Source organism: Saliphagus infecundisoli (genome assembly GCF_020177375.1).
Taxonomy (GTDB): Archaea; Halobacteriota; Halobacteria; order Halobacteriales; family Natrialbaceae; genus Saliphagus; species Saliphagus infecundisoli.
In genome coordinates, this window is record NZ_JAIWHV010000046.1 from 1 (window position 1) to 14985 (window position 14985).

Annotated in this window: 23 protein-coding genes; 6 read left to right on the forward strand and 17 right to left on the reverse strand. The window is 57.1% G+C overall.

From position 1 onward, the window contains the following. Positions 1-213: 213 nt before the first annotated feature. Positions 214-450 carry a DUF8129 domain-containing protein gene (locus LCF40_RS21870; RefSeq protein ID WP_224830251.1) on the reverse strand — a complete coding sequence of 79 codons (237 nt, stop codon included), beginning with the start codon at positions 448-450 and terminating at the stop codon, positions 214-216. Positions 451-556: 106 nt separating this feature from the next. Between LCF40_RS21870 and LCF40_RS21875 the strand changes: the two genes are divergently transcribed. After that, positions 557-1471, forward strand: a complete 915-nt coding sequence (locus LCF40_RS21875; RefSeq protein ID WP_224830252.1) for a transcription initiation factor IIB family protein — start codon at positions 557-559, stop codon at positions 1469-1471. 201 nt (positions 1472-1672) lie between these two features. Here the strand turns inward: LCF40_RS21875 and LCF40_RS21880 are convergent, their stop codons facing one another. Next, on the reverse strand, positions 1673-2281 hold the full coding sequence (locus LCF40_RS21880; protein WP_263623811.1) for a trimeric intracellular cation channel family protein: 609 nt from the start codon (positions 2279-2281) through the stop codon (positions 1673-1675). A 180-nt stretch (positions 2282-2461) separates the two neighbouring features. Further along, complete coding sequence (locus tag LCF40_RS21885) at positions 2462-2818, reverse strand: winged helix-turn-helix transcriptional regulator (protein ID WP_224830254.1); 357 nt, start codon at positions 2816-2818, stop codon at positions 2462-2464. Positions 2819-2981: 163 nt separating this feature from the next. Here LCF40_RS21885 and LCF40_RS21890 point away from each other — a divergent pair, with 163 nt between their 5' ends. Together LCF40_RS21890 and LCF40_RS21895 are read left to right on the forward strand one after the other, a co-directional pair. Beyond that, on the forward strand, positions 2982-3398 hold the full coding sequence (locus tag LCF40_RS21890; protein WP_224830255.1) for a DoxX family protein: 417 nt from the start codon (positions 2982-2984) through the stop codon (positions 3396-3398). Beyond that, positions 3376-4260, forward strand: a complete 885-nt coding sequence (locus tag LCF40_RS21895) for a VOC family protein (protein WP_224830256.1) — start codon at positions 3376-3378, stop codon at positions 4258-4260. Before LCF40_RS21890 ends, LCF40_RS21895 begins: the two co-directional genes overlap by 23 nt. 464 nt (positions 4261-4724) lie before the next feature. On the opposite strand, the gene LCF40_RS21900 is transcribed toward LCF40_RS21895, so the two are convergent. From LCF40_RS21900 to LCF40_RS21955, 13 genes are all read right to left on the reverse strand, one after another. Beyond that, positions 4725-5402, reverse strand: a complete 678-nt coding sequence (locus LCF40_RS21900) for a helix-turn-helix domain-containing protein (protein ID WP_224830257.1) — start codon at positions 5400-5402, stop codon at positions 4725-4727. Positions 5403-5664: 262 nt separating this feature from the next. Continuing rightward, on the reverse strand, positions 5665-5940 hold the full coding sequence (locus LCF40_RS21905) for a helix-turn-helix transcriptional regulator (RefSeq protein ID WP_224830258.1): 276 nt from the start codon (positions 5938-5940) through the stop codon (positions 5665-5667). Between the two features lie 589 nt (positions 5941-6529). Beyond that, positions 6530-7510 carry a hypothetical protein gene (locus LCF40_RS21910; RefSeq protein ID WP_224830259.1) on the reverse strand — a complete coding sequence of 327 codons (981 nt, stop codon included), beginning with the start codon at positions 7508-7510 and terminating at the stop codon, positions 6530-6532. Between the two features lie 194 nt (positions 7511-7704). Then, positions 7705-8163: a zinc finger domain-containing protein gene (locus tag LCF40_RS21915; RefSeq protein ID WP_224830260.1), complete on the reverse strand. Its 459-nt coding sequence runs from the start codon at positions 8161-8163 to the stop codon at positions 7705-7707. Between the two features lie 153 nt (positions 8164-8316). After that, a complete protein-coding gene (locus LCF40_RS21920; RefSeq protein WP_224830261.1) occupies positions 8317-8904 on the reverse strand; it encodes a DUF8170 family protein in 588 nt (195 codons plus the stop codon). 44 nt (positions 8905-8948) lie between these two features. After that, entirely contained in the window at positions 8949-9362 is a 414-nt protein-coding gene (locus tag LCF40_RS21925; RefSeq protein WP_224830262.1) for a helix-turn-helix domain-containing protein, read from the reverse strand. A gap of 151 nt (positions 9363-9513) precedes the next feature. Further along, positions 9514-9687 (reverse strand): hypothetical protein, encoded by a 174-nt coding sequence (locus LCF40_RS21930; protein ID WP_224830263.1) that lies wholly within the window; start codon positions 9685-9687, stop codon positions 9514-9516. Next, a complete protein-coding gene (locus LCF40_RS21935; RefSeq protein ID WP_224830264.1) occupies positions 9684-10076 on the reverse strand; it encodes a hypothetical protein in 393 nt (130 codons plus the stop codon). Before LCF40_RS21935 ends, LCF40_RS21930 begins: the two co-directional genes overlap by 4 nt. After that, positions 10069-10398, reverse strand: a complete 330-nt coding sequence (locus LCF40_RS21940; RefSeq protein ID WP_224830265.1) for a hypothetical protein — start codon at positions 10396-10398, stop codon at positions 10069-10071. The genes LCF40_RS21935 and LCF40_RS21940 overlap by 8 nt, the downstream gene beginning before the upstream one ends. A gap of 252 nt (positions 10399-10650) precedes the next feature. Then, a complete protein-coding gene (locus LCF40_RS21945; protein WP_224830266.1) occupies positions 10651-10917 on the reverse strand; it encodes a carbohydrate kinase family protein in 267 nt (88 codons plus the stop codon). Between the two features lie 34 nt (positions 10918-10951). Then, complete coding sequence (locus LCF40_RS23915; RefSeq protein ID WP_425504268.1) at positions 10952-11098, reverse strand: DUF7563 family protein; 147 nt, start codon at positions 11096-11098, stop codon at positions 10952-10954. Continuing rightward, entirely contained in the window at positions 11091-11252 is a 162-nt protein-coding gene (locus tag LCF40_RS21950) for a hypothetical protein (protein WP_224830267.1), read from the reverse strand. The genes LCF40_RS23915 and LCF40_RS21950 overlap by 8 nt, the downstream gene beginning before the upstream one ends. Continuing rightward, positions 11249-11578 (reverse strand): DUF8118 domain-containing protein, encoded by a 330-nt coding sequence (locus tag LCF40_RS21955; protein WP_224830268.1) that lies wholly within the window; start codon positions 11576-11578, stop codon positions 11249-11251. Before LCF40_RS21955 ends, LCF40_RS21950 begins: the two co-directional genes overlap by 4 nt. Positions 11579-11929: 351 nt before the next feature. Between LCF40_RS21955 and LCF40_RS21960 the strand changes: the two genes are divergently transcribed. The 3 genes from LCF40_RS21960 to LCF40_RS21970 all read left to right on the forward strand — a co-directional run bounded on the left by LCF40_RS21960 (position 11930) and on the right by LCF40_RS21970 (position 14449). Beyond that, entirely contained in the window at positions 11930-12532 is a 603-nt protein-coding gene (locus tag LCF40_RS21960) for a hypothetical protein (RefSeq protein WP_224830269.1), read from the forward strand. 228 nt (positions 12533-12760) lie between these two features. Further along, the gene (locus LCF40_RS21965) at positions 12761-13570 is read left to right on the forward strand and encodes a hypothetical protein (RefSeq protein ID WP_224830270.1); all 810 of its coding nucleotides are present in this window, start codon (positions 12761-12763) and stop codon (positions 13568-13570) included. A 270-nt stretch (positions 13571-13840) separates the two neighbouring features. After that, the gene (locus tag LCF40_RS21970; protein ID WP_224830271.1) at positions 13841-14449 is read left to right on the forward strand and encodes a hypothetical protein; all 609 of its coding nucleotides are present in this window, start codon (positions 13841-13843) and stop codon (positions 14447-14449) included. Positions 14450-14717: 268 nt separating this feature from the next. On the opposite strand, the gene LCF40_RS21975 is transcribed toward LCF40_RS21970, so the two are convergent. Further along, positions 14718-14985: hypothetical protein (locus LCF40_RS21975; RefSeq protein ID WP_224830272.1), on the reverse strand; the 268-nt coding region annotated here is incomplete at its 5' end.

The following is a 14985-nucleotide window of genomic DNA, read 5'->3' on the forward strand; positions in this document are numbered from 1 at the left end:
CGTCTCTTGGTCGCGATGGCTGACGTCGGCGCCGAAATCCACGAGGGAGGTCTCGAGGCTTTCTCCGGTTAGTTCGAGCTCACCATCGTCGGTGAACGCGGCTTGGTGCTGAATCGTGATCTCTGGTTGATCGCTCATCTGTGAAACCCTCACCCCTCTCTGAGGGTCCGACCAACACCACGAGCGCTCGCAGGCATTGTGAGCGCTGTCCAGTCACGACTCGTCTTCGTCCTCGCGAAGTTCTTCAGCCCGCCAGGCAAGCTGTTTGAGAACGGGGAGCCGCTGCTGGTGTTGGTTTTCGTAGGCGACACACGCATGGAGTGTCTCCATGTCGGTGATCGTCGCCATCCCTGCATCGATCAGTCGCACGCTCGGCGCTTCTAGGCGCTTTGCGGGCGGGAACTCGTCGTCAGACGCTTCGGCAGTGTTTTGGGTCGAATCCTCGCTCATCTCGAATCTCCTTCACCTCTTTGTGGGGTCGAACAACGCTACTGGTCGTTACTTGTCACCATCGGAGATATTTTCTCCTTCCGCTGTCGTAGGACGAACCCCCCACATGAACGACCAGCAGGAATGCACCCTCAATCACCTCCTGACGACACTCGACGTCGCGGAGAGCGAGGCCCAACTCGCCCGTGTGCTCTCTCACCGAGCGTTCGCTGCGGAGCTTCACCATGGCCGGGGCGGCACTACCACCGTTGCGAGCGCCGTCTATACCGCCTCACGGCAAGCTGGGCAGCCGCTTTCGCTTGACGAGGTTGCTGACGCCGCCGGAGTGGATCGATCCGAGCTCGGGCGCACCTACAAGCAGCTCGTTCGCGAGTTCGATCTCGATATCGAACCGGCTGATCCACACAAGTTCGTCAGTCGATTCGGTGACCAGCTCGAGCTTGGTGAGTCCACCATGAGCACCGCCCATAACGTCGTCGACGCGGCGAGCGAGACTGGAATCCGGTCGGGTCACTCGCCCATCGGAACTGCGGCCGGCGCGCTGTATCTCGCGGGACTGGTCACCGGCGAGCACGTCCTTCAACGCGAGGTCGTTGAGGCAACCGAGGTGACTCCGGTGACGCTTCGGAACCGGTATCAGGAGCAAGCAATGCTTGTGGGGATCGACCGTCGGAAGTGGTCGCCCCCGATTGCATCCTCGTTCGATGCATCGGGGCTCTCGATCGAGGCGATCAACGAGCAGCTGGATCGGTTCGCGATTCTCGATTTCGCCGAGGATTTGTTCGCCTCTCACGCCCGCTGCACCAACTGTGAGCGGACGGGCGAGTACGGGCATCTCATTCGCAACCACTACACCCAGCGGATCGAGCGCGAGCAGTGCTGCTACGAAACGGCAGCTGAACTCACCGAGCACTTGGACGGATTCGAGGTCCTCGAACTGGATGAGCGAATTCACAGCACGCGCGTCCGCTGCATGCACTGTGGGAGGGAAGATTCCTATCTCCAGCTGAGTGATCATTGAACTCGGGGCGCCGGTGACGAGCCAACCTGTGGCGAATCGTGATCAGTTCACTGTTCGCGCATACGCGTCGAGAGAGGGCTCTTGGGCCCACGGAGAGAAGTACGTGAGTACGTATGTCGCCCCCAAGTGCAGCGTCCAGAGGTCGATAACGAGCGGAGCGTTGGTGTTTGGGATCGCATCATCTGTCGCTCACTCAGCCGGTCACCCTCGTATCAATCCCAAGTTCTGCATCGTCGGAAGATTCCACCCATACGTCACTGCTGCTAACCGTGTCCCAACGGTCACTACCGCACACACGCCGGCAGCAGTTCCCCCAGCACCCCCCAGACTCAGTACTGCCCAGTATGCACTCCCACCTAATACTGCACAACTCGCATAGAAATCGTCAAAGAGGATGAACGGAGATCGATCGAGCAGAATATCCGCGACTGCACCACCACCCACTGCGTTGATCGTTGCAATCGCGACGACACCAAACGCTGAAACGCTCGCCTCGGTTGCGACAATCGCTCCTGTTGTCGCAAACGCAGCGAGTCCGATCGCGTCCGAGACGAGCGCAATCGGATGAGTATCCGGAGACGAGAGGAGGGCGCTTAACGCGATCGCTAAGCCCACCCCGACCAGTGCCAAACTGATTTCGAGTGGTGACTGGAGTGCGAGTGGGACCCGAGTCACAAGCAGATCGCGTGTCACTCCGCCAGCAAATGCCATTGCTAGCCCAACGACGGCAATCCCGAACAGATCGAACTCTTCACGGATCGCCTTCGCCGATCCGACGAGTGCAAATGCGACTAATCCGATCGTGTTCATCACCGCAAAAGGGTCGCCGAACAACACTGTGATGAGCCCCTCACTCACGGTTCTTGCCTCTGTGAATCCATCCGGCGAGGAGTCTGTGAGTCCATTCGTTAGGTACTGAGCATTCCAGTTCCGGTAGTTAGGGACCGGAGAAGGCTCCGACTACCCAGTCGTTCTGAGCGCATCGGGTATCTATTCGAGCCAGTCTTCGCCCCACTCGTCTAATACGTCGAACACAGGACAGAGCGCGCTCCCTTTCTCAGTCAGAGTGTAGTAGCTTGCGACCGGCGATTCGAACTCCTTTCGGTTCTCGATGAACCCTTCCTCTTCCAGGTCATCGAGGACACGCGAGAGCGTGTAGGAACTCGCACTCGTCGATCGCTTGAGTTCGTTGAATCGCTTTTCGCCGTCTCGCAGATCGTTGAGGATGATGAGCTTCCACTTCGATCCGATCTCCTCGATCGACCCAACGACGTTACAGACGTCCGCATTTTGGCGCTCGACCTCGGCCTCTTCATCCGGATCTGCCGTTGGTGGTTGGGTCGTCATTACCTGGTCACATTCTTATTGCCTGGGATATATATAGGTTTGGGAGCCAACTAGGTAACGTAATGGAACTACAGAATTCGACAGTACACCACTTGCTGACGAACGAAGGTGTGACGGGTCAGGTCGTCCAGATGACGAACAGGCAGTCCACGGTGGAGGCCTAATGGTCCTGGAAACCACGATTGGCGGCCTCGTCTTCCTCGTCGGACGAGTCGTCTTCGGTGTCTTACTCGCGTTCCAGGGGCTCAATCACTTCCAGAATACCGAGGCAATGAGCGGGTACGCCCAATCGAAGGGGATTCCTGCACCTCGAGCAAGCGTTCTGCTCTCCGGCGGCATGCTCATCTTCGGTGGCTTTGGCATTGTGCTCGGAGCGTTTCCTGTGATTGCCGCAGGGGCGGTCGCGATCTTCCTTCTCGTGACAACGCCGATGATGCACGACTTCTGGGCTGTGCCCGAAGACCAGCAGCAGTCCGAAATGACGCACTTCATCAAGAACGTCGAACTCTTCGGTGCGTCGCTGGTCTTCCTCGTCCTCAGCAGCGAATCGTGGGCGTATGCACTCAATATCGGCCTCTAAGGAACTTGTAATGAGCACCCAACCAACTCAAGATGTCCTCCCGCAGGGAACACGTATCGGACGGACTGCGCTTCGTGTCACCGATCTCGAAGAGGTGTCCGAGTTTTACCGGACCGTCGTCGGGCTCCGTGTACTGGACCAGTCTGGTAGCAGTTCGATTCTCGGTGTCGAGGACAGACCACTACTCGTCTTAGAGGAAGATGAAGATGCACCCAGACGCCAGAGATCGAGCGCGGGGCTCTTCCACAACGCGTTTAGAGTGCCTTCGCGTGCCGCATTGGGTGCTGCGTTGGATCGAATACGGGATCAGTGGCAGCTTAGTGGTGCGTCCGATCATCGGGTCAGCGAGGCGCTCTACCTCAGAGACCCCGAAGGAAACGGCGTCGAGATCTACTGCGACCTTCCACGCGATGAGTGGCCCACCGCCGACGATGGGCGGGTTCAGATCAGTACTGAACCGCTCGATCTCGAGAGGATCGAGGCCGCTGCTGAAGGGAGCACGCGGGCACCGCCGGAAACGGACGTCGGCCATATCCATCTCGAGGTCTCCTCACTTGACGCTTTCAGGAAGTTCTACATTGACACCCTCGGGTTCGAAGTGCAAACGACCGTGCCCGCCGCGTCCTTTGTGTCGGCGGGCGGGTATCACCACCATATCGGAGCGAACACGTGGCAGCATCGAACAGAGCCGATCAGCGGTCGTGGATTAGCATGGTTCGAGATTGTTCTTCCCGAGCCACAGGCACTCGACGCCTTACGGGAGCGATTCATCGGTAGTCAATATCCTCTGACTGAAGCGGATGAGGGGCTCTCAGTCATGGATTCAGACGGGATCGAAGTCCGGTATCGAGTTGACTCCTAATCTATCAGATCATCGGGCTCACTGGCAGCAACAAGCACCACACTCTCTCCTCTGTCTCTCGAATCTGCCTTGTGAATGACCCTCCGTCCGACACTGCGGATGACGACGAGTCGCGGATTCTGATGGAGTGGTCGTTGTGGGCAGAGCGAGACGACGAGCAGACCGGCCGCCGTATCAGGGTGGTCCCGAACGATGGCCCCCAAGGGGCGTGGAAGGCGATTCTCGAAATCCAACCTCACGCCGAGTTCTGGATCGAACGAGCCACGATCGGCTATGGAGATTCACCTGACGATTTCGGTGTGATCGAACCGTAGGCTGATAGCTCTCGGACATGCATCATACTGATGATCTAGTAACCCTTTGACTTGGGCCGTCTCCCGCGGGCTGCCCTCCAGATCGTTCCCCGGAAGAATCTACGATCTACTCACGGAGACGTCCTGTTTCGACAGCGAACGCCCTCTGAGTTAGTGAGCGATCTCGTCTTGGCTGGGCTCGCCGATCTGTTCGCTGGCGAGGACCTTATTGGCTCGCCGGAGGCGCTCGGAGAGCGCCTGATGGGAAATGTCGAGTTCGGCCGCCAAGTCCTCGAGAGAGATGCGGCGAGGAACATCGTAGTAGCCCCGGTCGTAGGCCTCGTTGATTGCCTCTTCTTGGGCTTCGGTCAGTGCTGCAGTCGCCTCGAGGTCGGCGTTGCGACCGGCTTCGACCATTCGCTTGACGTCGACGTGGATACTCTCTTCTTCGAGTTCCGACACCGTCTCTGAGAGGAGGTCCCGCTCGGGGAATAACAGGCGGAACGTCCAGTGGTCGGACGAACACTGTGCGTCGAGGATCGTCCCGTCGTTGGCGAAGATCGTCCCGTACATCTCCTCGACGCCTGAAGCGTACTCGATGCGATAGAGCCACTCCGAATCGCCGTCGTCCTCGAGCAGACAATCGAATGTGTCGACCGACGAATCGTCGGCGAGGGCATCCTCGATCTCTTTTTTGGACTCGCCCGCGATCCAGACCAGCGGCATCGTCTGCTGTGCTCCCTCGGCGACGACACTTTTGATTCGCATCTCCAGCTCCGGTAGTGCCTCGAACGTCTCTGAGAGGGCGACGTCGTCGGAACTCAACGCAAGTTCGGTGACGGTCGTCATGCCGTCTCACCTGCCGTCCGGCCGGGTGACCGATACGCGAGCGGGACGCCTACACTGTCGGCTCTGGTGGTGTCAGTCATGGGTAAAGCGGATAGGTCCCGGGCCAACACTGCGTGGCCACCTGGATCGATCCTGGGCATCGATACACCACTCGTCCGGTTGCGTTGTGGCCTTGAGCGTTCCAGTGGTTTATGCAGGGGGTGATCCTCGCTTTCACGAGTCGTGCTGTTTCGTCGATCATGGACTGTGGAGAGAACCCAAGTTAGAGGTCGATATATTGGTCTTCCCACTCTCGACGCTCGTAGATGGCTTGTTCTCCAGTTTCAGTGATCGCGTAGTAGTTCGTTCGTCGATCGAGTTCACCCTTTTCGACGAGTTCCTTGTTGACGACCGTATCGAGATTCGGATACAACCGACCGTGATTGATCTCAGTCTGATAGGTTGCTTGCAATTCGTCTTTAATGGACTGCCCTGAGGGCTGGTCAAACCCATTGATGACGTACAAGAGATCGCGTTGGAAGCCAGTGAGATCATGCATACCAGGCACTTGGATACTCACTCAAATTGTAATGAGGCGCCTACTTTGTGTTAGAGACTCACGTAGATGTGTATGGATTGCGTACCTTCTATAGATTATATGGCTGTCAGAACACGATGATTTCGTCTGACCTCCGTCTGACGAAGACTTATTGCCATTGGAAACGGACCCATCTTTGTCGGCCCTTCCCCACGGACCTGGTCGACACCGAAGATCCCCCACTCGCGTCACACCGCCGTTCCCGGGATAAGCCACTCACGGGGGCGGCGGCTTCTACACTGAAATCCCTCAATGAGACCGGTGTGAAGACAGAGCTATCCTCTGCCACCTAATCCCAGACATCAGAGCGAGTCAACCAACCGTCTTTTCGACCGATGGACTTATGATTCTGAGTGCATGATATTCACATGCACGGTACAGAACTTGCGTCGCATTCACCAAGCCGCCGTGCGCCCTGCTGGCACAGGCGGACCTAAGCCACCCGCCTGTTCCTGCCTTGACTTGTGCCAGATAGTGAGTCCTCTATCGAGGCTGGCCGAGACAGTCTTTCATAGGGCTCAAAAAGACTCCGAAGAATGCCGGGTCACCATCAGACTGAGGGATCCGGGCCGTGCTGGGGCGACTGACACTGGGTACACTCCCAGATCGGTGTGGCGTTGAATTCAGGGTGAGGGACCGCGTTCCAGCCGGCGAACGTATGTCGTGCCGGCTCGCCGCACTCCTGACAGGCCAGTATCCGGCGCGTACGCCCTTCCCGAGACGGCTCAGTGGATTCTGACCGAACGACGTGTTCGAGGGCGATTGCGGGAACGATCCAGGTTTGGCCGGGCTTGCCGCTGGGGTTGCTTGCATCCCACTCGAGGCGGGTCCGTTCAAGCGAGCCGCCAGCGATCAGTTCGCCGACCTCCTCAATATCGGTGATCGGTTCGCCGTCGGCGTCGAACAGGACGGGATCGAGCGTCGGGCGGTTGTCCTCGGTGTCGCCATCTCTCGCCCGGAGGTAGTCGTGGCCAGCGTTCTGTCGGATCGTATCGAGTTGGCGCTGGCCGGCGCTCGAGGCGACTGGGGCAGCAGCGGGCAGCTGGCCCCATTCCTGAGCGAACCGATCAACGAGGTCGCCGTCGAGTTCGGCGACGAGTTCACACTCATCGATCCCGTCGATCGACGGAGCGGACGAGTGGTCGGCGATATCCTCGAACACGGTTTGGGCGATGCAGACGGTGTTGGCTTCACTGCTCGCGTCAACGAGGACGTGAATCACGCCTCTGACTTCACGGTTGGTGTCGGGCACCTCGCGATTCTCGTACTCGACCTCCCTCGTGAGACAGAAGTCGCATTTCGTTCTGCTAGGGTCGAGCGGGGCACCACATGCACAGCGGTGTTCGCTCGGTTCGTCACCGTGGGAGTCGGGGCCGGGCGTATCCGGATAGCTCAGGTGGTCGTCTTCGAGGGAGTCCTCAGCACGCTCGTAGCTGCCATCATCAACAGCGGTCGAGTTGGTCGGATCGGGCTCGATTCGGCCTTCGCCTTCGGGATCGAACTCCCAGCGGTCGTCATCGTAGTAGCTCATATGATATGGTTCGTGGTGGAGTCTCGTTAATCTGCGTGAACCGCGGTGAAAGTGAAACTGAACGCACACCGATCGGTGCTCAGAGGGGCTGAAGCCAGTTACCCCACGCGCCGCGGATTGTCTTCCCTGTGGGGTAACGGCATAATCTGACGATAGTCCTCGAAAACCGGCGTGCTGTCGAGCGAAGCGGTGGTTCAGTTATCGAAGGTGGTGAGTGTTTGTTGGTTATTTGATTTCTCAGTCATGTTCGACTGTCGGGCACGTTGGGATCCGGCTGGAGGGAGTTCGTCGTCGCCCAGCGAACAGGGCAGTTCGGGGAGAACATCGGGATCGAGTCGGTCCATCTCGTCGGGCGTGGCTTCGATCATGACCGCGTCGGTGTCAAAGGGGACGCCCTCGGGGACGGTCGAGCCGGCGCAGATAACAGCGTTGTCGGTTTTGCATGGGCATTTCGTGTAACCCGCGTCGTACGCGGCGTTGACCCGGTCCGCGTGTGGATTGCGGACCCGGTGGCCGCTCGGTCGTTGGCACTTCCGACCGGGTGCGGCGCCACAGTCGGGACACTCGACGGCGAGCACTGGATGGTACGGCTGTGCGATTCCACACTCTTCACACGTGACAGCGGCTTTCACAGGGTCAATGTCTGATCCCATCGGTCTCGACCCTCGGGACCGTGGAACAACACACTGCAGCTGAACGGTTTTGATGAGGAGGTGGTCTGCTAGGGGTCTATCGGAGCATCCTCCCCCCTGAGGGGAGAGAACCACTCCATAAGACAGGAGTCACTACAGCTGGTATGCCTGCGGCTACGGAAGTGAGTCAAGAAACTCGCTGAGTGCGCGTAACAGGCTTTGCTCTAGTTCGTCTTGGCTAGCGTCTTCGTCACCGTGCCATTCGAACAACTGGTTTCGGCGGTCGACGAGGAGCATATAGTGGGCCATCATCCCATCGAACGGTTCGTCTTTTGGATCGAGCTGCGGATACCTCCGTTTCAAGATGTACGTTTTCTCGCGATATTCGCGGTGATCAAGGTATCCTGCTTCCCACTCGTGTCCGCCATCGGCGTGCTCGAAAACACCGACAATGTGCGTCGCCCGATCAGCATAGATCTTGAAGTGCGTAGTCCAGTTCTCCCATGCCTCAAGTGTGTCATCAAGGAGGAAGGCATGTCCATCATTGTAGAGGAACTCGACCGTTTTGTCGAGTCGAGAGCGTTCGTCGGGGTTGTAGCTTCCAAGAACGAAAAAGGACTGTTCAGCGGCGATGACGTCGAGTACGTCCGTGTGGAGGGCCCGACGGAGGGAGCGGTACTCCTCAATACTGAGTTCGTCTTCGTCTTTCTCCGAGTACGTGAGCGTATCCTCGATAAGGTCGTGAAGATAAGTATCCGACATGATGAGGAGAGTGTGAAAGAGTATCAGTCTACCAGGTCTGGCTTTCAGTCCTGATCTGGACGTGGGGCTGCTTCTGCCTCTTGAATCTCCTCGGGCTTGTCGACACGATCGTAGATCTCCTTCCAGTGGTCCTCGATAAAGACGTTATTCTGATCAAATATCTGTCGAGCCGTATCGGTGATTGCGTAGAATTTGCTCGGTTGACCTTTAGTCTGCTGACCGGGAGGGATTTCGACTGGTTCAACGATTCCTCCGTCAATTAGTGCCTCAAGGTGCTGGTGAATCGTCGTCCGGTGCAGCCCCGTTGTGAATTCTAACTCCTTCATCGATGGGAGGCCCTCCGGATGGGCGACGATATCTGCCACGATGTCCCGTCGTGATTCTTCTGCCAGAGTCTCCGCGACGGCGAAGAACTGTTGGGCGTCCTGCCCTTCAGCCGCCGGTGGTGTATGGGACATTTTCGGTTGGATCTCGGGTCTCCAGCCCTATAACAATGTGGGTGGCGAGCAACATCGTTCTTCTTGGGGAACGATTGATGCGATGATCGCTCGCTCAGGTCTGTTTGCCTCCGCCGCTCTCAAGGGAGGAAACAGCACCACCTACGTGTGGTCACGCCGAACTCGACGGCTCGTGGCTGTCTGGATCGTCACACGAACAGCCGATCGCGGCGACGTCGCCACACTCAGGACACTCATAGATCGGGATGACGTCCGAGCCTCGCTGGGGCAGTGGTCCCTCTTTCGGCCCTTCGTAGCCACACTCGGCACAGTGAGAGCGAGTCATCGCTCTCGACGTGCTTCCTCGCGGACCCAGTGGGCCGTTTGCTGGTGCTCAGCAACCAGTTCGTGCGTTGTAGACTTCCCGGCGAGCAGCCGGCCCGTCTCCACATCGGTCACTACGTCGGAGCGAACGGCTGCCGAGAGCAGTTCGCCCGCGACTGACGCCATCGTTGCGGCCCGCTTGTGAGCGTAGGCGTCGTGTTCGTGATCGGGAGCGTCCTCGGGAGGGCGGTCGGCCTCGAGCTCGGCCAGACGCAGGAGCGCCCGCGCACTCCAGCAGTCGAACTTGGTGTCGTCGAACCGATCCGACTCGTGAACGCCGTCGTGGAGCTGCTCAGCGTGATCGCAGATAATCGACGCCGAAACGCATACGTCGGTTTCCTCGTCAGTCATCCCGATCGACCTCCGGATTATCAGGACTCTCGTCGGCCGGACACCACCACTGAACGACGATCGTTCCGTCCTCGAGGTCGTCGACGTCGTACTCAACACCGTCCGGGATCGGCAACGTGACACGCTCTTCGCCGGTCTCTTCGGGGTAGCCCTCGGTCGGTTCCGGGTGATCGTCACCGTACTCGGCGTCGGGCACTGGATCGTCGATCCCAGTCGCCCGATCGTATCCGGGAACGTCGTGAGGATCCGGATCCAGATCCGAGAGCATTCGACTGCGTTCGTCGCGAGCACCTCGATGGAGATCGCGGAGTTCGCGGTCCATTAGTGCTCTCTCTCCTCGGTTTCACTGGAAAGAGTGGTGTCCCATTCCGAGAGCGATACGTCTTCGTCGAACGTTCGTTCGTACACTTCTCTAAGTGGCATTCGAAGTCACTTCCAGGGGACGAGTGACGTCTTCAGCTCGCCTCCCTACCCCTTTCAGGGGGCCAATTAACACCACTGCGCGGTGCGGATTCGCTGGCGGCCGTCTACGGAGTTACCCCACGCTGTCTATACTGATCCGTCGTGGGGTAACTCACGAGAGAGGCGGTTCAACGCGATCGACCGACTCGAGATGGATGGTGTCGCGCAACTCGCCGTCGTGGCGAACGTCGGTGACGATGCGAATGTCGCCATCCATGTCGAACCGCTCAGCGATGTCGAGGAGATCGAAGAGGCCAGCGTCAGCGTCTCGATCAAACACGAGGATCAGGTACCCCTGAATGGGGATCCATCCGTCTTCGACAAGTGCGAGCGACTGGAACTGCTCAAGCGCTTTCTCCGGGTTGTCTGAAGAGCCCATCGGGGTGTGGTCTCGATGTGTGCTGACGAGCGGGTTAATTTTTGAGGCCAGCACCGGCACCGTCGTAGCGGTCTGTCTGACTTCGACAGTGGGGACAAGCATGGAGCGTGCCCTGGTTGTCCGCAAACACGCGTTTGTACTGGTCGCTGACGTGGCCGCCGCAGTTCTCGCACTTACCCATCGGTACTCTCCGTCTCTGTGAGCTGGTCGTAGAGGGGGAGCGTCGTCTCGAGTTCGCCGATCGACTCGGTGAGCGTTACCGGCTCGGGGAGGTGGTTTTCGAGATAGTCGAGGGTATTGAACCGGTCGCTTGACCAGGAATCACTGAAGGTCATCGGTTCTCATCCCTGTGCTGAGGGCACCCCGGTGCGTGAGGGAGGGAATCGTGGCCGCCGAGGTCGACGAGGAGTTCGCGCTGGCAGTCCCGACACCGGACGTAGGCTTTCCCGCCCTGTTCCGGTGGCTCGGTGTGGTACGTGTACGCCGATTCGACCGTCATCTCACGGCCGCTGTCGCCAACCGTTCCACCGTCGGTGATTGCGTCTCGATTTGGGAGCGCGCGAATTCGGGCTGCTGCCCGCTGGCGGAGTTCGCGACCCTCCTCTGTTTCGTAGTGGTCGGCTCGCTGTGCGATCGCGTCGATCTGGCGCTGTTGTGCCATCTAACTTCGCCTCCACCCCTCTCAGGGGATGACCAACACCACGAGCGGGCTGCTAGGAGCGGTTCTAGTGGGTGGTTACCCCACGTAATCGATTTTAAATCGGAGCTGTGGGGTAACTAAAGCGTCTCCATGCAAGTCGTGTTATCGAGCGATTCAAGGTGCGAAAATTCCAGGTTGCTCTCGCCTGATTCTCGCGTTACGTACAGGGGACTCAGGCAACGCGAGAAATACGTTCAGGACAGGGCGAAACGTTCTGGTCGTCCTCCTTTCATCATATAACCGTTTGGGTAACTCATACGCACCGTTCACCGTCACCAATATATATCCCGACAGTGACCTAACCTAGTTATCATGAAACGACGCGTGCTCCTGATCGCAGGTGTCGGCGTCCTCGGTGGCTGTCTCCAGAACGGGGCAGAAAACACGCAAGGCTCCGACGGGACTGATCAAGATGAAGAAGCTGACAGGACAGATCAGGAAAACGATTCGAACGAAACCGCCGAGGAGCCCGACACGAACGCCACGGATCAAGACAACACGGCAAATGAGACCGACCAAGAGGATCCAACGAACGGATCAGACCACACTAACGAATCAACTGAAAACATGTCCAAAAGTACCGGGAACTCAGAGTGCTCGTTCAGAGTGTCGATTATTCAGGAAGTCCCCGATGGCGTGACCGTAGAAGATGCCAACGAGCAATTGCTGGAATTTGATGTGATCAAATATGCATTCGAACATGCCACTGATCCAGAAGCAGATCACAATACGGTAACGGGACGATCGGGTGACTACGAAACTTTCAACGTCTTTGCTGAATCGGACCAGCGGTTTGAAGAAGTACAAACGGCGCTTGACAATTTTGAAACGAATCGAGATGACGATTATCCTCCAGGAGTTTATCTTAAATATGACGGGACGGTGATTGCGATAGGGGCCGCGTGTCCCACATGAGTACTGGCTCTGCTGATTCTCACGTCACATACGCACCTGGATGTAACGCTGAGTCCGATGTTACGTACAGGACAATCAGATAACAGGGGAGTAACCGATCTCACCGATAACTGTCAAAACTAGTTGCTGAATAGAGAGCCAATAGTCACTAACCCGAAAAACCGGCGATCCCAGCGGGGTACGACATTCTCGGTACTAACTTATCCTACTGGGGCAGTAATGACATGTATGACCTCAGCCACTGTCGAGGCGTCAATCTATGATGAGCGGTGGCATCCGCCGCCCCTTCCACATGTTGATGGTGTTCGGTGGTATCACAAGGCCACCACTGGCTCGAATGTGTTCGTTAAGCCGAGCCATGAACGGGCCTCGCTCCCGGCGACGATCGAGTTCACGCTCGTGAATCGATCGGATCAGCCCCTCCAGGGAGGATCTTCGACGCTGTACAAGCTTCAGGACAATCAATGGTATTCCTTGACTTTTTCCGGATTGGGTATTCCAAATCTTTCACCAGACGATGAAAAGACATACACGCTGCACCTCTCTCCAGAGGAAGTCAATTCCCGCGATCGGGCCGGAAGGTACGGACCGTTGGGTGGGGGGATGTACGCTTTCGACACCGGTCACAGGACGGAGGTCCGCTACAACTCTCGTGGTCTCGCCGTTGCAGCAATCATTGTGATCGATAGCGATCCACTTGAGCTTACACCTGCGAAGGACATCCAACTCGAGCGAAATGACGCGACCATCACAGTGACGGATGCACGTTACGAACAGGCAGATGCGTCACACCAGCGAACCCTCTGCGTGGAGCGGGGTGAATTGGGTGGACAAGCGTTGATCACCGAACAACTGATGCGAGGCCCATACGAGGGGTTGCGCAACTGCCTGCCATTTTTCGACGGGGACGTTGACCGTGTGATACTCCGTTCCGATACCTCCACGAGCAGTTTATTCTCACCGGAGTTCGGCCCGGCTCGATTTACGTACAACGGAGAAGGGTACGAAGTTCGCCCCTTGGATGATTGCACGGGATAAGTAGGAATCTATGAGAGCGGTGATACACACGCCCCCTGTATCGTGCACGGCGTCACGGATATCATCTAAAATTGGTAGAGGTTTCAGCGATCATTTCGATCCCGATGTGACGCGACGGTTGGATCACGCTGATCAGCGCACCCATCGTTACATACAGTACCTCGAGGCAACACGGCATTCAGACTAAGCCGCACCGGAGCCATTCAACCAGACCACATGAAAAGAAGAAACCAGCGGGAAACTTTTCACCACTTGATATAAAATCAGCGTATGTCAACTCTTGGATCAGCGGGCGGACAGGATTTCAAGTCCGTCCAGATCGCAGGAATTCTCGCCGTTGGTGGTGGTGTCGCCGGTCTTATCGTTCATCCTGCACTCTACGAACTCGGCGACACCACTCTCTTTCACTCTCTAATCGTACCCGTCTGGATCACGAGTGCTCTTGGTGCCTTCACGCTCGTGTGGGGTATATACGCAGTCTCGACTCACCAGTGGCGACCGCTAACTCCACCAAGAGCACTCATCATTCCCATACTCATTACGCTCTCGTGGATCATGGCCGCCTACCAACCAGCTCCAAATATCGATCTACTTGGAGCACCATGGACACCTCCGACACTAACCGAACTGTTCCGGTATCTCAGCACTAGCCCTCCTGGAGCGTTCATCGGTGGGTCTGTATTGACGGCAGTGGGAGTCGCAGTCGCCCGCAGCCAGTGGCGATGGGCAACTGGAGCCATTGGGTTTGCAGCCGTTGTTGCTCTAAATATGGGGCGATTCAGCGGTTCCTATGTTGGAGCGGTAGTATTGATTACTGCTGTGGGTGTCATTCCTGCGGTGATCGGATACATAACAGCAAATCGGAAGCCGAGATCATAAGGTTCGACTACGTTCGTGTTCCCACCCCCGCCGCGGGACTTGAGGAGTAGGAGAAGAGGCGAGCTAAAACCATTCCTTCTCTATTCCATTCTTGGTTAGTATGTACTCGGATGTAACGATCGGATTAGTCTCCTAAGCCCAACTCGTGGGTCCCATTTTTTCACGACCAGATCGGCTGATCTTCGCGTTACGTATAGGGGATGGCAGCAACAGTAAGTAATGACAGTGAAGAGGATAGTGGTCTAACTGAATCAGAATAGGACGGCGACTATCCATCGGATTCGTAAGTTGACTCATCACCTTCCTCCCAGTGGGTGTAGACGGCTCTGTCCAACGGCAAACCCTCATGAGAAACTCGGAGCAGTTGAAGGTACAGATAGCCCACATCACCACTCCCAACTTCGGCAAGGCAGGAATAGATGTGTAACGTGTTCTCAGATTCTTGCCCAACTCCCATTATTTCAAATTTGCTATTTGAACCATCACCGCCAGATGATTCCTTTATCACAGAAACTACATATTCATCAAAATTCGTA